This window comes from Bifidobacterium sp. ESL0822, assembly GCF_052606675.1.
Map to the genome: position 1 here is coordinate 1,198,639 of NZ_CP199596.1, position 23,432 is coordinate 1,222,070.

23 protein-coding genes are annotated in these 23,432 nt (G+C 62.3%); 14 read left to right on the plus strand and 9 right to left on the minus strand.

What is annotated here, in order from left to right:
• Positions 1-65: 65 nt before the first annotated feature.
• The 3 genes from rdgB to ACUIAF_RS04680 form a co-directional block, all read right to left on the minus strand.
• Positions 66-752: an RdgB/HAM1 family non-canonical purine NTP pyrophosphatase gene (rdgB, locus tag ACUIAF_RS04670; RefSeq protein WP_445337891.1), complete on the minus strand. Its 687-nt coding sequence runs from the start codon at positions 750-752 to the stop codon at positions 66-68.
• A gap of 35 nt (positions 753-787) precedes the next feature.
• Entirely contained in the window at positions 788-1,552 is a 765-nt protein-coding gene (gene rph, locus ACUIAF_RS04675) for a ribonuclease PH (RefSeq protein ID WP_015021386.1), read from the minus strand.
• Between the two features lie 66 nt (positions 1,553-1,618).
• Positions 1,619-2,257, minus strand: coding sequence for a Pr6Pr family membrane protein (locus ACUIAF_RS04680; RefSeq protein WP_445337894.1), 639 nt, complete (start codon positions 2,255-2,257; stop codon positions 1,619-1,621).
• 103 nt (positions 2,258-2,360) lie between these two features.
• Between ACUIAF_RS04680 and ACUIAF_RS04685 the strand changes: the two genes are divergently transcribed.
• Positions 2,361-3,707 (plus strand): nicotinate phosphoribosyltransferase, encoded by a 1,347-nt coding sequence (locus ACUIAF_RS04685; protein WP_445337896.1) that lies wholly within the window; start codon positions 2,361-2,363, stop codon positions 3,705-3,707.
• Entirely contained in the window at positions 3,707-4,726 is a 1,020-nt protein-coding gene (locus ACUIAF_RS04690; RefSeq protein WP_445337898.1) for an aldo/keto reductase, read from the plus strand. Before ACUIAF_RS04685 ends, ACUIAF_RS04690 begins: the two co-directional genes overlap by 1 nt.
• A gap of 25 nt (positions 4,727-4,751) precedes the next feature.
• Here the strand turns inward: ACUIAF_RS04690 and ACUIAF_RS04695 are convergent, their stop codons facing one another.
• Positions 4,752-5,063, minus strand: coding sequence for a DUF3039 domain-containing protein (locus tag ACUIAF_RS04695; protein WP_024627652.1), 312 nt, complete (start codon positions 5,061-5,063; stop codon positions 4,752-4,754).
• A 61-nt stretch (positions 5,064-5,124) separates the two neighbouring features.
• Here ACUIAF_RS04695 and coaD point away from each other — a divergent pair, with 61 nt between their 5' ends.
• From coaD to ACUIAF_RS04740, 9 genes are all read left to right on the plus strand, one after another.
• Positions 5,125-5,634: a pantetheine-phosphate adenylyltransferase gene (gene coaD, locus ACUIAF_RS04700; RefSeq protein WP_110416841.1), complete on the plus strand. Its 510-nt coding sequence runs from the start codon at positions 5,125-5,127 to the stop codon at positions 5,632-5,634.
• Complete coding sequence (locus tag ACUIAF_RS04705; protein ID WP_445337900.1) at positions 5,631-6,323, plus strand: cell division protein; 693 nt, start codon at positions 5,631-5,633, stop codon at positions 6,321-6,323. The genes coaD and ACUIAF_RS04705 overlap by 4 nt, the downstream gene beginning before the upstream one ends.
• On the plus strand, positions 6,320-6,940 hold the full coding sequence (locus ACUIAF_RS04710; protein WP_198203663.1) for a YceD family protein: 621 nt from the start codon (positions 6,320-6,322) through the stop codon (positions 6,938-6,940). Before ACUIAF_RS04705 ends, ACUIAF_RS04710 begins: the two co-directional genes overlap by 4 nt.
• 64 nt (positions 6,941-7,004) lie before the next feature.
• Positions 7,005-7,199, plus strand: coding sequence for a 50S ribosomal protein L32 (gene rpmF / locus ACUIAF_RS04715; RefSeq protein WP_015021378.1), 195 nt, complete (start codon positions 7,005-7,007; stop codon positions 7,197-7,199).
• Positions 7,200-7,341: 142 nt separating this feature from the next.
• Positions 7,342-8,103, plus strand: coding sequence for a ribonuclease III (gene rnc, locus ACUIAF_RS04720; protein WP_033511234.1), 762 nt, complete (start codon positions 7,342-7,344; stop codon positions 8,101-8,103).
• A 217-nt stretch (positions 8,104-8,320) separates the two neighbouring features.
• Positions 8,321-10,261 (plus strand): acetolactate synthase large subunit, encoded by a 1,941-nt coding sequence (locus tag ACUIAF_RS04725; RefSeq protein WP_445337902.1) that lies wholly within the window; start codon positions 8,321-8,323, stop codon positions 10,259-10,261.
• Positions 10,262-10,275: 14 nt separating this feature from the next.
• Complete coding sequence (gene ilvN, locus ACUIAF_RS04730; protein WP_015021375.1) at positions 10,276-10,830, plus strand: acetolactate synthase small subunit; 555 nt, start codon at positions 10,276-10,278, stop codon at positions 10,828-10,830.
• A gap of 30 nt (positions 10,831-10,860) precedes the next feature.
• Positions 10,861-11,520: a sugar O-acetyltransferase gene (locus ACUIAF_RS04735; protein WP_445337903.1), complete on the plus strand. Its 660-nt coding sequence runs from the start codon at positions 10,861-10,863 to the stop codon at positions 11,518-11,520.
• A gap of 64 nt (positions 11,521-11,584) precedes the next feature.
• Positions 11,585-13,549 carry an ATP-binding cassette domain-containing protein gene (locus tag ACUIAF_RS04740; protein WP_445337904.1) on the plus strand — a complete coding sequence of 655 codons (1,965 nt, stop codon included), beginning with the start codon at positions 11,585-11,587 and terminating at the stop codon, positions 13,547-13,549.
• A 2-nt stretch (positions 13,550-13,551) separates the two neighbouring features.
• On the opposite strand, the gene ACUIAF_RS04745 is transcribed toward ACUIAF_RS04740, so the two are convergent.
• The gene (locus ACUIAF_RS04745; RefSeq protein WP_445337905.1) at positions 13,552-14,277 is read right to left on the minus strand and encodes a type 1 glutamine amidotransferase; all 726 of its coding nucleotides are present in this window, start codon (positions 14,275-14,277) and stop codon (positions 13,552-13,554) included.
• 91 nt (positions 14,278-14,368) lie between these two features.
• On the opposite strand from ACUIAF_RS04745, the gene cysS reads away from it, so the two are divergent.
• Positions 14,369-15,946, plus strand: a complete 1,578-nt coding sequence (gene cysS / locus ACUIAF_RS04750) for a cysteine--tRNA ligase (protein WP_445337907.1) — start codon at positions 14,369-14,371, stop codon at positions 15,944-15,946.
• A gap of 3 nt (positions 15,947-15,949) precedes the next feature.
• Positions 15,950-16,963 (plus strand): LacI family DNA-binding transcriptional regulator, encoded by a 1,014-nt coding sequence (locus ACUIAF_RS04755; protein ID WP_445337909.1) that lies wholly within the window; start codon positions 15,950-15,952, stop codon positions 16,961-16,963.
• Between the two features lie 20 nt (positions 16,964-16,983).
• Here ACUIAF_RS04755 and ACUIAF_RS04760 read toward each other — a convergent pair whose 3' ends face one another.
• The 4 genes from ACUIAF_RS04760 to ACUIAF_RS04775 form a co-directional block, all read right to left on the minus strand.
• Positions 16,984-18,108: a glycoside hydrolase family 172 protein gene (locus ACUIAF_RS04760; protein WP_445337910.1), complete on the minus strand. Its 1,125-nt coding sequence runs from the start codon at positions 18,106-18,108 to the stop codon at positions 16,984-16,986.
• Between the two features lie 100 nt (positions 18,109-18,208).
• Positions 18,209-19,090, minus strand: a complete 882-nt coding sequence (locus ACUIAF_RS04765; protein ID WP_046322455.1) for a carbohydrate ABC transporter permease — start codon at positions 19,088-19,090, stop codon at positions 18,209-18,211.
• Between the two features lie 20 nt (positions 19,091-19,110).
• On the minus strand, positions 19,111-20,046 hold the full coding sequence (locus ACUIAF_RS04770; RefSeq protein ID WP_445337912.1) for a carbohydrate ABC transporter permease: 936 nt from the start codon (positions 20,044-20,046) through the stop codon (positions 19,111-19,113).
• Between the two features lie 31 nt (positions 20,047-20,077).
• Positions 20,078-21,388: an ABC transporter substrate-binding protein gene (locus tag ACUIAF_RS04775; protein ID WP_445337914.1), complete on the minus strand. Its 1,311-nt coding sequence runs from the start codon at positions 21,386-21,388 to the stop codon at positions 20,078-20,080.
• A 407-nt stretch (positions 21,389-21,795) separates the two neighbouring features.
• Here ACUIAF_RS04775 and ffh point away from each other — a divergent pair, with 407 nt between their 5' ends.
• Positions 21,796-23,412, plus strand: a complete 1,617-nt coding sequence (gene ffh, locus ACUIAF_RS04780) for a signal recognition particle protein (RefSeq protein WP_198216467.1) — start codon at positions 21,796-21,798, stop codon at positions 23,410-23,412.
• Positions 23,413-23,432: the final 20 nt, after the last annotated feature.

The window sequence follows — 23,432 nt, forward strand, 5'->3', positions numbered from 1 at the left end:
CGGTGCTCAGAGCATAATTGTCGACGCTTCACGACCATTCGCCGTACGGAATCTATAAGGATTTATCAGCCTTTAATGTGACCGTCGCCCAGCACCCAGCTGACGAGAATCGGCATGATGGACGCCAAGGCCTTGCCCCTGTGCGAAATGGCATTCTTTTCATCCGAGGTCATTTCCGCCGAGGTCAGCGGATGCCGGTCGCTAGCACGCCGAGGCTGATCACGGGGCACGAAGATCGGGTCGTAGCCGAACCCATTGTCCCCTCGTGCCTGGCGGATGATGCTTCCAGGCATCTCGCCGACCCTGGTCACTTGACGTCCCCGGACGGCGTACCCCGGCACATCCGGAACTACCAGGGCGGCAGCACAGACAAACCGCCCTCCTCTGTGGTCGTCGGGAATGTCGTTCAGCTGGTTCAGCAAGAGCTCCAAGTTGGCCTGGTCGTCGCCATGGCGGCCACTCCACCGTGCCGAAAGGATTCCCGGGGCAGCGCCCATCACATCAACGACCAGCCCCGAGTCGTCCGCCAGCGCGGGCAGACCTGACTCCCGAGCGGCCTGCCCAGCCTTGAGAAGTGCATTCTCCTGAAAAGTGGTGCCCGTCTCTACCGGATCGGACAGACCCAGTTGCCCCGCCGAAACCAGCTCGATCCTCTGACCCTCATCGGCCAGGAAACCGTCGAGTATGCGACGAAGCTCACCTAGTTTGCCCTCGTTGTGCGTGGCCACAACCACCTTTCTGGCCTGCCCCATACCGGTCCTCCTCGCTGAAATACCTGTTCCGGACGTCAGTCGGATGCCAGAGCCTTGCGCTGAGCGGCCTGAAGCTCCTTGTTCCCCTTGGTTGCCAGGTCCAGCAAGATGCCAAGCTCCTGACGATTGAAGGGACGATGCTCCGCCGTTCCCTGTATCTCTATGAAATCGCCGGAGCCGGTCATGGACACGTTCATATCGGTCATGGCCCTGCTGTCCTCCAGATAGGGAAGGTCAAGCATGGGCTTGCCATCAATGATGCCCACCGAGACGGCCGAGACGCAATCCTTGGTCACCTTGTCGGCGCTACGGATGTGATGGTGGTCCTGGGCCCATCTGAGGGCATCGACCATGGCAACGTAAGCACCGGTGACCGAGGCTGTACGGGTGCCACCATCGGCCTGAAGCACATCGCAGTCAAGCTGAATCTGATTCTCACCCAGGGCCTTCATATCCACCACACCACGCAGGCAACGGCCTATCAGCCGACTGATCTCCTGGGTGCGGCCACCGACCTTTCCCCGGACCGATTCACGTGCAGTCCTGTCACTGGTGGCCCTGGGAAGCATGGCGTACTCAGCCGTGACCCAGCCCAGCCCGGAGTCCTTGCGCCACCGAGGCAGTGTCGGCGTGAAGGAGGCCGTGCACATGACCCGGGTCTTGCCGCACTCGATCAGCACCGATCCCTCGGGAGCCTCCGTCCAATGCCTGGTGATGACGACCGGCCGCAACTCATCAGCCGCCCTGCCGTCAGGCCGCAGCACGGCACCCTCCTGGAGCATGTCCTTGATAGCAACCATCAGTGATGATCCTTTCCCGTTCCGCCCAGGCTCCCCTGGTCTGGTCCCCATTATTCCGTCAGCCGTCTACCGATCAATGGTCAGCGGTGTCTTGGCCGGCAGGATGCGATCGATCAGGAAGATCACCAGTGACAGGGCGAAGAAGACGACCAGGTACTCAGCCAGGTTGACCGTCAGCTGGGCCCATCCCAGGTGTCCGAGGTCCAAGAAGGCATAGGGGTAGGGATTACCGCCCGGCTCCGGTCCCGAATGGGGCCAGATGGCGGCCCTGATCAGCACGAAAGCTACGTAGAAGGGGAAATAGATCAGCCAGGTCAGCACGTTGTGCCAGCGGAAACGACGATGAGGGTCGAACAGGAGGAAGTCCACCGATGCCAGGATGGGGCTGATGACGTGAATCATCCATGTGGTCCTGATGCCCAGGACCAGCTTGTAGTCAGTGCTGTTCAGCCCCAGAACCAGGATGGCCACCAGCCCGGTGATGACGATGTAAAGCGTCAGACAGCCTTTGAGCCAGGCGGGAGGCTGAATGCCCTTGAGCAGGGTGGCGGCTCCGGCCCAGAGCATGACCAGACCCAGGGCGATATTGGTCTGGAAGGTAAAATAGACCCACTTGTTGCCGATTCCCAGCAGCCAGGCCTCGTAGGTGCCGCCCAGGCAGAAAAAGGCGATCAGCAATCGGTAGATGCCCACGACGAATCTCATGCGGACCAGCTTAGCCCGACCTTGGGAGGGCAGGGCGAGCCAAGTGCTCAGAGGATTAGACTGGGTGCCAACCAAGGGCCTTTCCACCCACAAAGGGGAAGATATGAACGCTGAAAACAATAGTAAGGACACCGGAACCTCCACGGCTCTGATGACCGATATGTATGAATACACCATGCTGGATGCCGCCCTGCAGGACGGCACGGCCGGACGCCAATCCGTCTTCGAGGTCTACACCCGGCACCTGCCGGCAGGGCGCCGCTACGGAGTTGTAGCAGGCACCGGACGGATTCTGGACGCGCTGGCGGATTTCCACCCCAGCGAGGACGAGCTGCGCTTTCTGTCCGACCGTCACATTGTCAGCCAGACCACCATCGACTGGCTGGAGCACTTCCGCTTCACCGGAACCATCCGCGGCTACGGGGAGGGCGAGATATTCTTCCCCGACTCCCCCATTCTGCAGGTCGAAGGCAGTTTCGGCGAGTGCACACTGCTGGAGACCCTGATCCTGTCCATACTCAACTACGACTCGGCTGTGGCCTCGGCCGCCTCCCGAATGGTCACCGCAGCCAAGGGCCGGCCCTGCATGGACATGGGCGCGCGCCGAGCCAACGAATATGCGGCCGTGGCAGCGGCCAGAGCGGCCATAGTCGGCGGATTCCAGGGGACCTCGAACCTGCTGGCGGCCAAGCGATACGGCTTCAAGGCCATCGGAACCGCAGCCCACTCATTCACCCTCCTGCATGACAATGAACGCGAGGCTTTCCAAGGTCAGATTCAGGCACTGGGCAAGGGGACCACCCTGCTGACCGACACCTACTCCATCGAGGAGGCCGTCAGGACAGCAGTCGAGGTGGCCGGACCGGAGCTGGGCGGGGTTCGCATCGACTCCGGAGACCTGGGCTCGCTGGCACAGCAGGTCCGCGCCCAGCTGGACTCCCTGGGAGCCACCAAGGCCACCATCACCGTCACCAATGATCTGGACGAGTACGCCATCGCCTCCCTGCAGGATGCCCCGGTGGACTCCTATGGGGTGGGCACCATGCTGGTCACCGGTTCGGGAGCCCCCACCTGCGCCATGGTCTACAAGCTGACCGAGCGCGAGAACTCCGACGGGGTCATGCAGGCTGTGGCCAAAAAGTCGGTGGGCAAGGCCTCGGTGCCGGGACGCAAGTTGGCCTACCGCTCCTACCACAACGGGGTGGCTGATGCCGAGCACGTCGTCTCTGGAGCCGAACAGGCTCTGGCAGCCTATACGCCTGAGGAGGGCTGGCGGGATCTGCTGGTCACCTATGTGGACCATGGCCAAAGCAGGCCAGAGTTCCAGGGTGGGCAGGCGGTCCTTGATGCCCGGGAGCATCGGGCCAAGGCCCTTGAGGAGATGCCCATCAACGCCCTGAGCCTGATGAAGGGCGAGCCGGTCCTGCCTACCCTGGTCAGGAGCATCTGATGAGCGCGAAAGGCGAAACCTACCAGCCCGACCCGAGCCGGTACGATTCCACGACCTACCGGCCCTGCGGCGACAGCGGCCTGAAACTGCCACCCATCTGCCTGGGCTGCTGGCACAACTTCGGTGACACCACGCCCCTGGATCGTATGCAGGAGCTATGCACGACGGCCTTCGACCACGGCATAACCCACTTTGACCTGGCCGACAACTACGGCCCTGAACCGGGCGCCGCCGAGCGCAACATGGGGATCATCCTGCGGCGGTGCTTCAGCCACCACCGCCAGGAGCTGGTCATCTCCACCAAGGCCGGATATGAAATGTGGCCTGGCCCTTACGGAAACCTCGGCTCACGCAAGCATCTGCTGTCCGGACTGGACCAGAGCCTGAAACGGCTGGGACTTGACTATGTGGACATCTTCTACCACCACCGCCCCGACCCGGACACGCCTCTTGAAGAGACCATGGGCGCCATGGCACAGGCGGTCACCAGCGGCAAGGCCCTCTACCTGGGACTGTCCAACTATGACGGGCCGACCATGGCACGGGCCTCGGCCATCCTGACCGAGATGCACGTCCCCTTCGTCATCAACCAGAACCGCTATTCCATCTTCGACAGAACCATCGAGGACAACGGTCTCAAACAGGCAGTGATGAAAGAAAGAAAGGGACTGATCACCTTCAGCCCGCTGGCCCAGGGGCTGCTGACCGATCGCTACCTGCACGGGATTCCCGAGGACAGTCGGATTCGTGCCGACGGTCGCTTCCTCAAGGAGTCCGCCCTGACCCCACAGCGGCTGAAGCAGATCCAGGCTCTGAACGACCTGGCCCACCAACGCGGCCAGAGTCTGGCAGAGATGGCACTGGCCTGGCTGCTCAGGGATCCTACTGTCACCTCGGTGCTCATCGGCGCCTCCAAGCCCGAGCAGATCCTGGACAATCTCCAAGCCGTCCAGTCGGCCGATTTCAGCCAGGAAGAACTGGAGATGATCGACCGAATCGCCTTGGACAAGCAGTCCTGAAGCAGCCTGGACCGTTCAGTAGCGCTCAGTGGCTGCCGCCGGTCATCTGCTCGTAGATGCGCTTGCAGTCCGGGCAGACCGGATACTGGGAGGGGTCATGCTTGGGCACCCAGACCTTGCCGCAGAGGGCCACGACCGGTCGGCCGGTCAGCTTGGACTCGGCGATGCGCTCACGGGAGACGTAGTGGGCGAACCGGTCGGCATCGCCCTGATCGTTCAGCCGGGTTTTCTCGGCGGTCTCGGTGTCCGGGCGGTCCAGCACGGCCGTGCCAGTGCCCTGGTCGGGGTTCTGCTCCCGCTCCGGATCCTCCATGCGAATGCTCTTGCTTGCAGTCATGACACCATGGTACGGCGGCGAGCTACACGTTCGCTCCCTATGACGCGCTACGCTGAGAATCATGACTATCGCTGTATGCCCTGGCTCATACGATCCGGTCACCTCCGGCCACATGGATGTGATCGAACGTTGCGCCTGCTTCTTCGAGACGGTCCACGTGGTTGTGGCCGTCAACGCCGCCAAGACCCCCATGTTCAGCGAACAGAAGCGGGTGGCCATGATCCGCCAAGCCCTGGACGAGGACGGATACCCGAACATCACCGTAGCCTCCACAGATGGCCTGATCACCGACTACTGCAGTAAGGTGGGCGCCTCGGTCATCGTCAAGGGGCTGCGGCAGAACGGGGATTATGAGGCCGAGCTGGGCATGGCCCTGGTCAATCGCAAGCTGTCCGGGGTGGAAACACTCTTCCTGCCAGCCGATCCGGTGAGGGAGCACATCTCCAGCACCATCGTCAAGGACGTGGCCAGACACGGAGGGGACATCACCGGCATGGTCCCCAACAGCGTCGTGGACGCACTGATGGGCACACTGCACAGGGACACACCGCACACGGAAAAGAGCCAATGATGAACGAGCAGACCCAGGAAAGGGACGATGGCGAGCCTATCGACGACTCGACCAAAGCGAGCGCTCCCAGGTCCGCAGTCGACATGAAGGACCTGCCCGACCTGCAGGAGGATAGAAGCGAGAACGGGAATCCTCGATCGGAATTCACCACCGTCTATGACATCATCGATCGGATCCAGGCCATGCTGGATGAGGCCAAGGCCCCCATTTTCAGTCCGGGACTGGTCAAGGTGGACCGAGACGAGCTGGCCGACGACCTCAACGAGCTCAAGAAAATGCTGCCAGTGCAGCTGGAGCGGGCCTCGGCGCTCATGAGGGAGGCGGAACGTCGGCTGAATACGGCTCAGACCCAGGCCAACGCCACCATATCCGACGCCCAGAGTCGGGCCGCAGATATCGTGAAGGAGGCCGGCGAGCAGGCACGCTTCCTGGCCGGCCAGGAGAATGTAGTAGCCATAGCCCGACAGAAGGCCCAGACCATCATCGACACAGCCCAGTCCCAGGCGGACCGTCTCGTCCAAGGGGCCGATGGATATGCCGCCCAGGTCATGGGCGAGCTTGACACCCAGCTGGGCAAGATGAGTCAGGATGTCCGCGCCGGCCTGGAGGTTCTCCACCAGCGTGAGCAGGAGGCGGCGCGTAGCATGAACGCGTCAGTCTCAGACCAGGGAAAGGACACACAGGGATGAGCAGACCGGAAGATTCCCCCTGGGGGGTTTCAGTGGCCCAGGTGTCGACGCGGGCAGGGCAGAGCACCCGGGTGGACCGTGATTTTCCAGCCCCGGAGGGCATCGGCGACCAGGTGGTGGGCATCCCGGCAGGAACATCCGTGCATGTGGAGGGCGACATCGACTCCCTGGTGGATGGACTCTTATTGCAGGCCCACATCAGCGTACCCCTGAAAACCGAATGCACCCGCTGCCTGAGGCCCGTCAATACCATCATCCAGGACGATCCGGTGGCCTTCTTCCCCTACAAGGATCCCGAACCGGAGCCGACCCATGGCAAGGAGGAGATCCTGGCGGAACAGGAGGAGGGCAGCGGCCAGACTTATCCTCTGGTCAGCGGCGGCGCCTTCATGGATCTGGAGGCCCTGCTGCGTGACACACTTGTTGAGGCCCTCCCCCTGCAGCCCCTGTGCCGACCCGACTGCCGGGGCCTATGCCCCCAGTGCGGCATGGATCTGAACGACCATCCCGATCACCACCACGAGATAATGGACGACCGGTGGGCGGCCCTGGAGGGACTCAAGCAGCGTCTGGAGCAGGAGGAGAACCCCGGCAACGACGGCCAGACTGGCGAATGACCGGAGGTTGCGGTAAACTGCTCTACGCTTAAGCTCGAAGTATTCGATCGAAACAGAGGACAATATGGCACTGCCAAAGTACAAGACCTCGCGCGCCAACACCCATTCCCGGCGCGCCAACTGGAAGACCCAGGCCGCCGCTACGGTTACCTGCCCCAACTGCGGAGCTCCCGCGCTGCCGCATATGGCATGCCCCAGCTGCGGCATGTACCGCGGGCGAGTCTACCGCGACGCCATTCGCTCGCAGTTCAGCAAGTGAGCCGATCGGCGATCAGTACACAATGAAAGAACCCCGGCCATCGACGGGTGGCAGGGGTTTTTCCATATCATCAGATGAAAAGGCCAAGGAAGCGAGAATGGCCATGCAGGCAGGGCACTCCAGGAAGGATCAGGAAGACCATATGCAGCAGGAGGAACAGGAGCAGGTAGATCCCGACAACCAGGCGGCTGAGGAGCTCTTCCAGGCCCTGGGCGGCAGAATCAGCCCGGGGCTGTTGGTACACGCACTGACCCATCGCTCCTTCGCCCATGAGCACCCAGGCATGCCCAACAACGAACGGCTGGAGTTCCTGGGCGATGCGGTTCTGGAGCTGGTGGCCACCGAGACCCTATACAAGGTTCATCCGGACATGACCGAGGGCCAGCTGGCCAAAATGCGGGCCAAGGCGGTCTCCGAGGAGGCCCTGTCGACCATCGCCCGGGAGAAGCTGCACCTGGGGCAATATATTCTTCTGGGCCGGGGAGAGAGCGAGAACGGCGGAGCCGACAAGGACTCCATACTCTGCGACACCGTCGAATCACTGATCGGGTCGGTCTTCGTGGAGCACGGCATCGAGGGGGCCAGGACCACAGTCCACACCCTTCTTGACGACACCCTGGCCGAGGTGGCCACCGAGGGACCAGCACTGGATTGGAAGACCTCGATTACCGTCAAGGCCCACAAGTTGGGTTTGGGTGAGCCCCGGTACACCATGGCGGTCTCCGGGCCGGAATACGCCCAGGTCTTCACAGCCGAGCTGCGATTGGAAGACGGCGGGACCGTGATCGGCAAGGGCCGGGCCAGCAGCAAGCGGAAGGCCCAGCTGGCTGCGGCCGCCCAGGGGTGGAAGCGGCTGGACGACCAGGATCTGCTTAAGACCCTTCGCACCGAGCAATCATCATGAGTCTCCAGCCGGAATTCCGGCATACGGTACTGCCGCCACACCCCGACCAGACCCCTGTTTAGACTATGGGCATAACCCGGAGGCACGCCGTCACGAGCAGCAAAGGTGCCTCCTCCTGATCGGGATTCGTCCGCCCACCCCGCCGACGCTCCGACAGGTTCGTATTTCGACATGCACGGCCGCAGGTCGGCGCGCAGTCTGGAGGTCGAGAGGAAACATGAGTCTGCCGACACCTCTGCAAGCGTTCAGCTCGGTACCCAAGAACTGGGACCATGACGACAAGGATGTCCCCGCCCAGGGCGAGCCCATGACGGGAGCCCAAGCGCTGATTCGGTCCCTGGAGGATCTGGGGGTCACCCAGGTATTCGGCGTTCCAGGAGGGGCCATTCTGCCTACCTACGATGCCATTGACGAAAAGGCGCGCTTTAACTTCACCTTGGTTCGCCACGAACAGGCCGCCGGACACGCCGCCGAGGGCTACGCCGTCTCCACAGGCAAGGTGGGAGTCTGCCTGGTGACTTCTGGACCCGGAGCCACCAATATGGTCACCCCCATAGCCGACGCCATGATGGACTCGGTTCCCCTGGTGGTGGTGACCGGCCAGGTGGGCGTGGACTCCATCGGCACCGACGCCTTCCAGGAGGCTGACATCGTGGGCATCACCTACCCGGTGGCCAAGCACTCCTATCTGGTGACCAAGGCCCAGGACATCCCCCGGGTCATGACCGAGGCCTACCACATCGCCCGCTCGGGAAGGCCCGGCCCGGTAGTAGTGGATCTGAGCAAGACGGCTCAGAATGGCAAAATGCTCTACTCCTGGCCCCAGGAGATGATCCTGCCCGGCTATAACCCGGTGACGCGGGCCCATGGGCACGTCCTGGACGATGCCGCCCGACTCCTGGTCCAGTCACACAGACCTGTCCTCTATGTGGGTGGCGGCGCAGTCCGGTCAGACGCCCGTCGGCAGGTCCAGGAGCTCGTTCGAGCTACGGGTGCCCCCATGGTCACCACCCTGCCCGCGCGAGGCATCGTGCCCGACTCCGACCCAGCAGTTCTGGGAATGCCCGGAATGCACGGCACGGTGGCCGCCAATGGAGCTATCCAGCACTCTGATCTGCTGGTGGCTGTGGGCACACGCTTCGACGACCGGGTGACCGGCAGCCTGGAGGACTTCGCCCCGGTGGCCAGGGTCATTCATATAGACATAGACCCGGCCGAGATCGGCAAGAACCGGCAGGCGGATGTACCCATCGTCGGGGATGTGGGCCAGGTACTGGACGATCTGATCCCGGCACTCAAAGCGGCCCAACGCACCTGGGGCAAGCCCGATCTCAAACCTTGGTGGCGGCTGATCGACGGATGGCGGCACGACTACCCCACCACCTTTGAGCCCAGCCCGGACGGCACCCTGGCCCCCCAGTGGGTGGTTCAGACCCTGAGCAACAAGGCCGATCCGAATACCATCTGGGTATCGGGCGTAGGCCAGCACCAGATGTGGGCCAGCCAGTTCATCGACTTCGAACGCACCCGCTCCTGGGTCTCCTCCTGCGGATTGGGGACCATGGGCTATGGTCTGCCCGCCGCCATCGGCACGGCAATCGGCACCAGGGAACAGGAAGATCCACGGCCCGTCTGGCTGATCGACGGGGATGGCTCCTTCCAGATGACCTCCGAGGAGCTGGCCACGGCCGGGCAGACGGGGCTGCCCATTCGCATCGCCATACTCAACAACTCGGTCTACGGCATGGTCCGTCAGTGGCAGACCCTCTTCTACGGCAGCCACTACTCCCAGACCAACCTGGAGGACGGCGGCGCAAAGCCCACAGACGGCAACGGCATCCCCGACTTCGTCAAGCTCGCCGAGGCCTATGGCTGCCTGGGACTGCGGGCCTTTACCCAGGAGCAAGCCCTGGAGGCCATCGATAAGGCCAACGCAGTGACTGATCGACCGGTTCTGATCGACTTCCGCGTCTGGAAGGATGCCATGGTATGGCCCATGGTCCCGGCAGGCGCCTCCAATGACACCATCATCTATAAGCCTGGCGTGCAACCTCTGGCCGGCATCCGTCCGGAGCAGGAGCAGACCGAGCCGCATGAGCAGACCGGAGCCGATCGAGCAGCCATGGCCAGCGACGCCGCTGGTCGTATAAACAAGTAGGAAAGGGGCACCACATGGCCAATTATCCAGCATCCAAGCCCGGTTCCGAACGGCACACCCTTTCCGTCCTGGTCGAAAACCGCCCCGGCGTCCTGGCCAGGGTGGCCGGCCTGTTCGCCCGGCGCGCTTTCAACATCAACTCACTGTCAGTCTCGTCCACTGAACGGGACGACATCTCCCGGATCACGGTCACAGCAGACGTGGAGGCCGTCCCCCTGGAGCAGATCATCAAGCAGCTCAACAAGCTCCTGCATGTGCTCAAGATCGTCGAGCTCAAAGGCGATGAGGCCGTGGAACGCGAACTGGTCATGATCAAGGTCAAAGCCAACGAGCGCAACCGTTCCGACGTGTTGGAGATTGTCAAGCTCTTCCGCGTACGAGTGGTCGACGTCCACCCCGAGTCCCTGACCATCGAGGCCACCGGGGCCGAGGGCAAATTGGAAGCCCTTTTGCGGCTGCTGCGACCCTTCGGCATCATTGAGCTGGTCCGTTCGGGCGCTGTAGCCGTAACCCGGGGACCCCGGGCCCTAAGCGAGAAGGTGCTGGGCTCCCAGATCACCGGCCGCTGATTGGTCCTGTAATCCTGGAAGGTGGTGCGCGTGACTGACGATGAAACGGCGGGAATGAGCCGGGCCGGCCGGGCCGAATGGGAACGGATGGTATCCGGTCAGGTCTACCAGGACACCCATCCCGACATCGATCGCCAAAGGGAACGGGCGGAAAACCTCTTTCTGGCATACAACAGGACCGGCCCCGGGCAGAAGCAGGAACGCCGACGGATTCTGGAAAACCTGCTCGGCCAGGTGGGGCAGGATGTCGTCATCAACCCGGACTTCAGATGCGAGGTCGGCTGCAACATACGAATCGGCAGCCAGACTCTGATCAATTACGGAGCCGTCATGCTGGACAACGCTCCGATCACCATAGGTAGGAACGTGTGGATAGGCCCCGGCGCGGGACTCTTTTGCACCAACCATGCCTTGGACTATGAGGAACGGAAGGCTGGCGCCTGCCAGGCCCGACCCATCGAAATCTGTCAGGGTGCCTGGCTGGGAGGTCACGTGGTCGTCCTAGGCGGCGTGCGGATTGGCCGTGGAGCCGTCATCGGGGCAGGGTCTGTCGTCACCCATGACATACCTGATCAGGTAGTTGCAGTCGGCAACCCATGCACTGTTCTACGGCCTATCACCGATGCGGACAACACCGGTTACCTGGACAGAATTCATCAGCGTGACCAGGAGAACGCCCAGGACCAATAACTTCCCCCCCCCCTGAAAAGCCCACAGCTCATTCCATCCAAGGCTGGCGGTAGATTGGGGAATCATGCCCATCTATGATCTCGGTCTGGAACACGTCGCTCTGTCATTCGCCACCAAAACCGTCTTTACGGATGTGACTCAGGGCATCTTCGAGGGTGATCGGATCGGCATCGTGGGCCGAAACGGCGACGGCAAGTCCACCCTGCTGCACCTGCTGAAAGGCACCCAGGAACCGGATCAGGGCCGGGTGACCATGCGCAATGGACTCACCTTCGGCATGCTGGACCAGCGCGATCCCCTGAAGGACGAAGACACGGTCCGCAAGGCGGCCTTGGAGAATCGACAAGACTATGAATGGGCTGCCGACCCCAGATCCCGCGAGATCGTCGAGTCCCTTCTGGGCGGCATGGAACTGGAGGCCACGGTGGGCACCCTGTCAGGCGGTCAGCGCCGCAGGGTGGATCTGGCACGGCTGCTGCTCCGGGATTGGGACATCCTGGCCCTGGATGAGCCGACCAACCATCTGGACCTGCTCACCATCCACTGGCTGGCCGAGCACCTGAAGAACCGCTGGGCCAAGAATTCCGGAGCACTCCTGCTGGTCACCCACGACCGCTGGTTCCTGGACGAGGTCTGCACCTCCATGTGGGAGGTGCATGACGGAACCATCGACCCCTTCGAAGGCGGCTACAGCGCCTACATGCTCCAGCGCGTCGAGCGCGAGCGCCAGGCGGATCTGGCCGAGACCAAGCGCCGGAACCTGGCCCGCAAGGAACTGGCCTGGCTGACCCGAGGCGCCCGGGCCCGCTCGACCAAGCAGAAGTTCCATGTCAAGGCCGCGCAGGAGCTGATCGCCGACGTGCCACCCATGCGCAACAGCCTGGAACTCAAGCGAATGGCCACCTCCCGCCTGGGCAAACAGGTGGTGGACCTGGTCGACGTGACCAAGATCTATCCAGGGGCCGACTCCGATGTCGATGGGAACGAGAACGACCGGGTCCCCTCCCCTCATGCCGAACGCCCTCTGATGGGATCAGTGACCGTGGCCGCTGATCCCGACAAGGCAGGTGAGGACGGCAAGGACCGTCCGGGCACTGCGGCAGCCGGCACCCTCACCATCAGCGGGCACAAGGTCCTGGACGACGTGACCTGGCTGATCGGCCCCGGCGACCGATTCGGCATCGTAGGCGCCAACGGAGCGGGCAAGTCCACCCTGCTCGGTCTGATCGACGGCAGTGTGGCTCCCACGGCAGGACACGTCAAGGTCGGCAAGACGGTCCGCTTTGCGGTGCTGACCCAGCGGCTGGATGAACTGGAGAAACTTGGCCGCTATAGAATCAAGGAGGTCCTCAGCCGTTACAAGCCCACCTATCTGGTGGAGGGCAAGGAGGTGTCCCCGAGCCAGTTGATGGAGCGCCTGGGCTTTGAAAGCTCCCAGCTGATGACCAGGATCAGCGACCTGTCTGGCGGACAGAAGCGCCGCATGCAGCTCTTGCTTATCCTGCTGGACGAGCCGAACGTGTTGATCATGGACGAGCCAGGCAACGACCTGGATACTGACATGCTGGCCGTCATGGAGGACATGCTGGACTCATGGCCCGGCACACTGATCGTGGTCTCCCACGATCGCTACCTGTTGGAGAGGGTGACCGACCAGCAGTTCGCGCTGATCAACGGCAAGGTGGTTCATCTGCCCGGCGGTGTCCAGGACTACCTGGATATGGTCGAGTCTGCCGACCGGGAGGCTGCGGATGCACCAGCCGGGACATCAGCCAAGGAGGCTGGGGATCCCAATCAGGCCAAGGCCGAACGAGTTGCCAGACGGAATCTGAGCAAGCAGGCCTCCGCCATCGAACGCAAGCTGGCCAAGCTGTCCGATCAGCGCAAGGAACTTGAACGGCAGATGGCTGAGCACGACCCCGGCGACTATCAGGGTCTCAACGAGCTAAACAGCAAGCTCAAGGATCTGACCGGGCAGTCGGACCAGCTGGAGGAGGAGTGGCTGACCATCGGGGAGGAGCTGGAGTAGTCTCAGGCGGTAGCCAGCTGAGCGGCCTGGGTCGAGCACCGGGCTGCAAAGGCGGAGAAGATTGCGTCGGCCAGAGGTTGCATCTGCGGCATCCCTTTGATAAATTCGTCGCGCATTTTAGCGATTTTGGACTTCTTCATCGTGCCGACCATGCTCGGCACATGCATCCACTCCTCGAAGATGGGCGCCGTCACCTCTAGGTGGAACTGCAGACCCAGGGCTGACCCAAGCCGAAAAGCCTGAACCTTGGTTGCCTGGGAGCGGGCCAGTAGCTTGGCCCCCGGCGGCAGGGTGACCTGGTCGGCATGCCAGTGCAGCACATCCGTGTTCTTGCTCCACATGGCCACGTCGTCGTCCTGCCCCACCCAGCGGATGGGCCCCATGCCATATTCGGGATCCTGGTCCTTCATCAGGGTGCCTCCCAGGGCCTGCGCCAGAATCTGATGACCCAGGCAGATCCCCAGAATGGGCTTGTTGGCAGCCATCGCCGCCTTGGCCAGCTTGGTCTCCACCTTGAGTCCGGGGTGATGCGCATAATCGTCAGCCGACATGGGCCCGCCCATGATGACCAGCCCCGCCAATTCACGTGAGCGCGGCAACTCGGGCTTCTTCTCATCCACGATATTGGTGATCTCGGTGTCCAGCCCGCACTCCTGAAGATTGTCGAGAATGCGACCCGGCTTCTCCCAATCCACATGCTGAAGCACCAGCACCCTAGGTTTCGCCATGATTCCATTCTTGCACACATGCCGTCGGACCGGGTCTGCGGGCTCGGCATTTCCCCTTGGACGGTCAGTAAGCCTTGGTAGGCTCAAGGATATGGATACGAGTTCGCAACCGCATGATTCCAAGGCTTCAGTCAGCCTGGCCGCAGCTGGTCTACGTCTGTATGACACTGCTGATCACCAGGTGACCCCCTTCAGCCCCATTGAACCGGGCAAGGTCGGCATCTACGTGTGCGGAGCCACGGTGCAGAGCTCGCCCCACATTGGCCATATCAGGACTACCTTGGCCTTCGACGTGATCCGACGCTGGCTGCTCAGGCTGGGATACCAGGTGACCCTGATCCGGAACGTGACCGACATCGACGACAAGATCCTGGCCAAGGCGGCGGCCAACGGCCAGCGCTGGTGGGAGCGGGCTTACATCTACGAGCGCGAATTCACCCATGCATACGAGACCATGGGAGTCCTGCCACCTACTTACGAGCCCAGGGCCACCGGGCACATCCCCGAGATGATCGACCTGATCCAGCGCATCATCGACCACGGCCACGCCTATGTGGTGCCCGACGAGCAGGGCCGACCATCAGGCAACGTCTACTTCGACGTGGCCTCCTGGCCTGAGTATGGTGCCCTGACCCACCAGCAGACCGGTACCCAGCCCGCCGACGAACAGGCCGCCGCCAACGACCAGCTGGGACCCAGCATCGACACCGATGGGCAGAATACCGATGCCGAGGAGGAGCCAGGCAAGCGTGACCCCCGTGACTTCGCACTTTGGAAGGCACCCAAGCCCACCGATCCGCCCACGGCCCGCTGGCAAACCCCCTTCGGCACAGGTCGGCCAGGCTGGCATCTGGAATGCTCGGCCATGAGCCACCGCTATCTGGGCGCGGATTTCGACATCCACGGAGGCGGCCTTGATCTCCGATTCCCCCATCACGAGAACGAGATGGCCCAGTCGCACGCGGCTGGCTGGGGATTCGCCCATCGATGGATGCACACGGCCTGGGTGACCCAGAAGGGCGAGAAGATGAGCAAGTCCCTGGGCAACGGGCTGTCCGTGGACCAGGTGCTGTCCCAGCACCCAGCCTGGGTGGTGCGCTACGCTCTGGTCTCGGTGCAGTACCGGTCCATGCTGGAATGGTCAGACCAATCCTTGCAGGAGGCCGAAGGCGCCTACGAGCGCATCAGCAACTTTGTGGACCGGGCCGGCCGGATCCTGGGAGCACAGCCCGAGCGTGACCGCGTGACTGGACTGGACGCGGACGATCTGCCGGAAGACTTTGTGCAGGCCATGAATGACGACATCAACGTCTCTGGTGGCCTGGCTGCCCTCTATGCGCTGATTCGTCAAGCCAACGCGACCATGGATTCGGACCCGGCTGCCCTGGATCGGAAGTGGCTGGCTAATGCCCTGCTCCAGGTCAGAGCCATGCTGGATGTCTTCGGACTTGATCCACTTGATCCCCACTGGGCAGGAGCCGCAGCCGTCAGTGACAATCGGGCCATGAACACCTTGGATGCCTTGGTAGGCCAGCAGTTGCGGGAACGCGATCAGGCGCGTAAAGATCATGACTTCACCCGGGCCGATGCCATCCGGGACCAGCTGACGGCGGCCGGCGTGACCGTGGCTGACACACCCGCTGGCAGCACCTGGGACCTGAGCCGCTAACCCATGTCCGACATACGCGACGTTGCCAGGAAGGCCGGTGTTTCGGTCAGCACAGTCTCTTATGCCTTCTCCGGCAAGCGTCCCGTCTCTCCGGGAACCTACCAGCGGATCATGCAGGCCGCCTATGAACTGGACTACGCCCCGGATGCCGGCGCCCGGATGCTGCGGGCCAAGCGCAATCAGATCGTCGCTCTGAGCGCCCCGCTCCGACCCGGTCAGAACCGGGCTTCCTACGCGGACTACTTCATCGAGATGGCCAGCTGCGAGCATGCCCGTGGCTATGACTCCCTATTGCTGACTGCCGAGAATGGCGCTGAAGACATCCGGCGGGTCACCCGCAGCAATCTGGCCGACGGCGTGGTTCTGATGGATCTGGTGGACGATGACATCCGCGCCACCCAGGCCGCCTCGTATGGACGCCCCTGCGTGGCACTGGGGTTGCCTCGGCAGCACACAGCATGTGCCTGTGTGGATCTGGACTTCGACCTGATGGGTCGTATGGCGGTGGAAGCCATGGCCAGAGCGGGACGCAAACGCCTGCTCTTTCTGGAGGATCTGGAGGGCGAGTACCGGCGCGGTTCCGGCTTCCGCCTCATCCTGCTACGCAGTCTCAAGACCTGGGCCAGCCGTCTGGGCATAGATCTGCAACTTGAACCGGGACCTACCGGCAGCGATCTGGCATACACCCAGCAGGTGCTGAACATCATCCATCACGGCCGCATTGATGGCCTGATCGGCCAGATCCGCCCCTCCCTGCTGGACACCGTGGTGGTCCGCATGCGCTCAGACGGTATAAGCATTCCCGATGACGTGGCTGTTCTGTCCTGCGCCGCAGGCAAGACCAGCCCCACTCTTGAGCTTCAAGGCATCTCTGAGATGCCACTTACCCCCCGCTCGCTGTGTGCCAAGGCTGCGGATCTGCTGACCCAGGCTGTGGAGGAGGGGGCTTCCCTGGCTGGACGAGTCCTACTGGAGCGCCCCACGCTGATTGATCGAGCCTCCATCAGCCGACAGTAGCAGGATGCCGCCTGAGCCAATCACCGGGGCCGACGGTCCCGCTCCCCTGTCTCCAGCACGTTTCGCGGGAAGGGCTGATGGGGCTCCTGCTGGTACCAGTAAGCCACACTGGCCAAGTCATCCTGACGTTCGAAGTAGCCCTGTTCGTCAACGCCTATCTGCTGCAAGGTCACCTTGATATCGCTGCTGAAAATAATCGGGTCGGGGATGTGCCAACGGTAGAACCCCCTGGTCACCGGGGTGTCGGCATCCCAGTACTGGGATTCGCGGTTGTCCAACTGCCTGGAGTGGAAGGGAAATCCCATGTAGGCCCCGCTGTAGGTGACCTCGCGCATCCTGCCATCCGGGTCCTGCCCGGCAAAGCTCCAGGCACCGCCGAAGTAGTCCTCGCTTCCCGTGGAGCACCAGGTGGGATAGTCCTTGTCTCCGTCCAGGTAGACCTTGACCTCGCCTTCTCCCCACCAGCGGCTCTCCAGAGCGGTCAGAGCCAGATAGGTGCCCACGTATGAGCCCCGGCCATGCACCCCATCCAGGATCACATAGTCCTGGCCAAGTTCGGTGACCCGCTGACGGCGCCACTGGGCATGGAAGGTCATGACCTCCTCGGGCAGCTCGTCCTTCTCCACATAGTCGATCTGGTAGAAGAAGGCCTCAATGGGTTCGTTGTGCCGGTTGCGCAGGACAATCCGGGCCCCGTCATGGAAGGGCATGGGCCAATAGCAGTTGAGGCCCCGGCGCGGGTAGACGGCCACAGGCACGGACTCCACCCTGCAGGCCTGGGCGTGACCGCAGCAGAAGAAGTCGCCCAAGGGCACGCAAACCGAGGGTGTCTGCTCGCCATCCCAGTAGCATTCCAGGATCAGATTGCGCAGGACGTTGGGCCCGGTGGGCGAGGTGGCATCGGTCACGGTCATCCAGATATGACGTATCTCGCCCGCGCCGGACAGATCGGCCAGGACCATATCCTGCCCGGGAGGAATGTTCCTGAGGCAAGGGGTCCCCTTTCTGGACGGACCGAGATTGCTGGCCGTCATGGCTGCACTGCCCTTGCCTCCCCGAGGATTCTCGGCGTTGATGCAGCGGGTGCGGTCTGCGGATGGGCGCGTCAGCGCCTCAAGACCGTTGGTGATGTTCGGCATGGTCATACCCATGGTTGTGATTGCCTTTCATATTCGGGCCGCCCGCTCCCCCTCCTCTGCCTTCTTGCAGCAGGCGGCCATGTTCAGTGTACTTGTGCAGCGGCGATTACTTGACAGCGCCCGCCACTATTCCTTGCGAGAGCTTCCTCTGGAAGAAGATGAAGAAGATGATGGTGGGAATGATGCTGAGCAGGGAGGCGGAGGCCAGGTCGGTGGCGGCCATGGTGTGCTGCCCCTGCATGGTTGCCAGAGCCAGCGGGATGGTCTGCGTCTTCTCGCTCATCAGGAAAGCCATGGGGATCATGTACTCGTTCCAGGTCCAGATGAAGAAGAAGACAAAGAGGACGCTGATGGTCGACCAGGACACCGGCAGTACAATCTTGCGAAGAATCTGCCAGCGCGAGGCCCCGTCGACGGTGGCCGCCTCCAGGATGGCCTGGGGGAAGGTCCCGTAGACCGAGGAGAGCAGGTAGGTGCCGTAGGCGCTCTGGATGATGGTGAAGATGATGATGATGGACCACTGGGAGTTATAGAAGCCCATCCACTTGAACATGACATAGAGCGGGTAGAGCAGGGCCTCTTGGGGAACCATGTTGGCCAGCATGATGAACAGGAGGATGACCGTGTTGCCCTTGACCCTGCCGATGCCTAGGGCGAAGGAGTTGAGGACCGAAAGCAGGACCCCGACCACGGCCACCACCAGGGAGATCAGTAGGGAGTTGCCCAGCTTGAGCGGAAAATTGCTCTTGTTCCAGAAGGAGATGATGCCATCCATGCTGAAGTGGGCGGGCACCGACAGGGGGCCCGTGGCGTTGTAGTCAGCCGTGGTCTTGAAGGCATTCAGGACCAGGATCAGCAGTGGGAAGAGCATGATCACAGCTCCCGCGATGAGCAGGATCAGACCGGCCCAGTTCCCCCAGGTGCGGATTCTACGGGCATGCCGGGAGGACACCCGGGCGTCGGCTTGCAGTGTAGCTTGATTATTCATGATGTGCTTCCTTGCCTTCCTCAGGCGATGCTCTTTTGCACGCGCTTCTGCACGATGGTGAAGACGATGGAGAAGATGACGATGACCACGGTCAGGGATGTCGAGATGGCGGCGCCGTAGCCCACCTGCTGCACCTGGAAGAACTGGTTGTAGGAGTAGTAGGAGGGGACCATGGTGGAGGTGCCGGGCCCGCCCTTGGTCAGCAGATAGACCGGAGCGAAGGTCTTCAGGGCGCCGATGGTGGAGGTGAGGATGACCACCAGCAGCTCGGGAATGATGGAGGGCAGGGTAATGACGCGGAACTTCTGCCACCAGTTGGCCCCGTCCAGGCTGGCCGCCTCGTAGAGCTCGGGATCCACCCGCTGCAGTCCGGACATGAAGATGACGATGGGATAGCCCAGCTGGATCCAGATCAGGATAACCATGAGGACGGGCAGGGCTGTGGTGGTCGAACCCAGCCAGTTATGGGCCAGGCCACCCAGGCCGATCTTGGTCAGCAGGTCGTTGACCGCACCGTCTTCAGGCCGGAAGATCCAGCCCATGATGATGGTGGCCACGGCCACAGGCAGGACCTGGGGCAGGTAATAGAGGGCCCGCAGGGTCGAAGAGGTGTGGGGGCCGAACTTCTTCTGGATCACATCGGTCAGGGCCGAGGAGATCAGCAGACCCAGAACCGTGGGAATAATGACGATGGCCACGATGATCCAGAGGGTGTGCCCGAAGGAGACCCAGAAGGTCGAGTCGCCCATGAGTCGTCGCCAGTTGCGCAGACCCACCCATTTGGTCGGCCCCACCCCCCTCCAGCGGGTGAAGCTCAGGTAGATGTTCCAGAAGATGGGCACGATGACGATGGCCACGATGCCTATCAGACCGGGAATCAGATAAGGGACGAACCGCGAGGGCGCACTGCCCGGTATGCGGGACTGCGCCTTCTTCCTGCTATGTGTGTCAGACATGCTTGTACTCTCCTTGGCGGATTGACGCAACTCAGTCGTCATCCAGATCGAGCTGGGCGACGCCGTCGTCGTAGTTCTTATGCAGGGTGTCCAGAACCTGGTCGGGGCTCTTGGTGCCGTTGACCAGCTCCTGGAAGGCGGCCGGCATGGCGTCGGTCAGGTTGGGCGCAGGGTAGTCGGGGTAGTAGCTCATCCGGCTGGCGTCCGAGGCTTTGGTGTATTCGTTGACCAGGTCACGGCTCTTGGGGTTGGTGATGGCGTCCGTATCAGCCGCCACTGGCACGCCGCCCTTGTTGCCGATGTAGTTCTGAACCTCCTTGGACAGGACCACATTGATATAACGGGCTGCGGCATCCTTGCGCCGGGACTTCTGCGGAATGACCAGCAGGTTGCCCGCACAACCCTCGACCATCCTGGCCCCTGGGAAGATTGATGCAGTCCAGTCGAAGGCCTTCACCTGCTCCATGAAGCGTGTCTGGTTCCAGGTGCCGGTCTGATAGATGGGATAGGTCCCCTTGATGAAGGCCGTGGTCGTGTCTTCGGCCTTCATACCGGTGGCGTTCTTGGAGATGTATCCCTTGTCGATCCAGTCGCGGATGGTGTTGGTGGCGAAGGTCAGCGGCTTGCTGCGCCAGTTGACTGGATGCTTGTAGAGCTGCCAGTCATCGACGAATCGGGCATCGGCCTTGGTCATGGCCAGCTGCCACCAGAGCCACAGCACCCCGTATTCCTGGGCATCGGCCGCTATGGGCGTGACCCCATGACTCTTGAAGGCCTTGAGGGCTGCCACGAACTGGTCAAAGGTTTGCGGGATGGGGATCTTGTACTTGGCGAAGAGGTCCTTGTTGTAGTAGACGCGCTGCATCTCCGCGTAGGAGGAAACCCCGTACCAGGTATCCCCGTCCATGACGCCGCGCTTGTCGTACTTGCCCACTGCTGCTGCCTGGCCGCGCACCTTCTTGTCCCAGCCGTACTTCTGCACATAGGGCTTCAGGTCGGTCAGCAGCTGCAGGGTGGACAGGACCCCAGCCGAGCCGTTGCCGCGATTGGACTCCATGACGTCCGGAGCGTCGTCCGAGTTGAGGAACTGGCTGCCATTCTGGGCGATCTGCGTGAAAGACTTGACCTCGAAGTCCACCTTGATGCCCGTCTGCCGGGTAAAGATATCGGCAGCCTTCAGCCAGCCCCGGGCCTGTCCGCTGCTGGGCTCTTCGTAGTACCAGATCTTGATGCTGGACGGATGGGCTTCCTGGGGAGCATCGCCCCCCGATCCGCAGGCCGCCAGCGGCAGGATCGACATGGCCAAGGCCAAGGCCGCTCCGATCCCTCTTCTGATCTTCATGATGGCTCCTAACTTCCTTGCATCCTTGCATCCATCTACCGCGATTCAACGTGTCGAAAGGTTTCGACTTCGGGCGGATTGCAGGGCACTGACCATCTCCGTCGATGCACTCGAGATGTCGAATCGTTTCGATTTAGTATAGAAGCTTGTCATGGGTCATGTCAAGAGAACACAATATAAGGCTCATGTCTTCTCTTATCAAGCCTCACAAACTCTCTCACTCCCCGAGCAATAATCCCCACGCCCATGTTCAGTCATTATTGCCGAGCTACTCACACCAAAAGCAGTACAGCCGTTTGCCCAGCAGTATCGAATTTTCCGCAACTGCCTACGGTTGGTCGGCTCAGGGCACAGGCCTTGCTGAAACCAGGGCCAATCTCCCGGCTGACAGGTAGACTTGGGACATTATGGCAGCATTTTCATCTTTGACCGATCGGCTCTCCCAGGCCTTCACCCATCTGCGTTCCAAGGGGAAACTGACCGAGGCCGACATCGACGGCACAATCCGTGAGATCCGGCGCGCCCTTCTGGATGCTGATGTCTCCCTGGACGTGGTGCGCTCCTTTACCGGACGCATCCGGGAACGCGCCCTGGGCGAGGAGGTCTCCAAGGCTCTGAACCCGGCCCAGCAGGTGGTCTCCATCGTCTACGACGAACTGACCAGCATCCTGGGCGCAGGAGTGGATCGACCACTCAATTTCGCCAAGAACCCGCCCACAGTCATCATGCTGGCCGGGCTGCAGGGTGCAGGCAAGACCACGCTGGCCGGCAAGCTGGGCTACTGGCTCAAGGATGCCGGCCATACCCCCCTGCTTGTGGCTGCCGACCTCCAGCGGCCCAACGCGGTCACCCAGCTCCAGGTAGTCGGTGAACGCGCCGAAGTGCCGGTATACGCACCCGAGCCAGGCGTGCAGACCAGCGGATCCGAGCTGGCGGCCCCAGGACAGGTCACGGGCGATCCGGTCAAGGTGGCAGCCGATTCGATCAAGGTGGCCAAGGACAAGCTCTACGACGTGGTCATCATTGATACGGCCGGACGGCTGGGCGTGGATCAGGAGCTGATGGAACAGGCCCGCAATATCCGCGACGCCGTCCATCCGGACGAGATCCTCTTCGTCATCGATGCCATGATCGGTCAGGACGCGGTCGCCACAGCCAAGGCCTTCGACCAGGGCGTGGACTTCACCGGCGTGGTCCTGTCCAAGCTAGACGGCGACGCCCGCGGCGGCGCGGCCCTGTCGGTGGCTTCAGTGACAGGCAAGCCCATTCTCTTCGACTCCAACGGCGAGGGCCTCAAGGACTTCGAGGTCTTCCACCCTGACCGGATGGCCTCCAGGATTCTCGACATGGGTGACATCCTTACCCTGATCGAGCAGGCCCAGCGCCAGTTCGATGAGGAGGAGGCCCGCAAGGCCGCCGGTAAGATGTCCGAGGGCAGCTTCGGCCTGGACGACTTTCTGGAGCAGCTTCAGCAGGTTCGCAAGCTGGGCTCCTTCAAGAGCATCCTGGGCATGATCCCGGGCATGGCCCAGCACCGCAAAGAACTTGAGCAGTTCGATGAAAAAGAGGTGGACCGGACCCAGGCCATCATCCAGTCGATGACTCCCCAGGAACGGCGCGACCCCAGCATAATCGACGGATCACGACGGGCACGGATCGCCTATGGCGCCGGCACGACGGTATCGGCTGTCAACGGCCTGCTGCAGCGGTTCGAGCAGGCGGCCAAGATGATGAAGCGGATGACCAATGGTAGCCGCTCGATCCCCGGCATGGGCGGCACGGGCGCTGGCGGCGGCAGGAAGGGCAAAAAGGGCAAGAAAGGCCGCAAGGGTTCCCGCTCAGGCAATCCCATGAAGCGGGAGGCCGAAGAGAAGGCTCTGCGCGAACGCCTGTCCGGTAAGGGTAAATCCTCCGGCGGTTCGGCCTTCGCCAAGCGCCCCGAGACTCCGCAGATGCCTGAAGGCCTGCCGGACCTGCCCCCCAACCTCGGCGGCGGACTGGGCGGTCTCTTCGGCGGCCGCTAACCGCCTCCCTCCTACAGGAG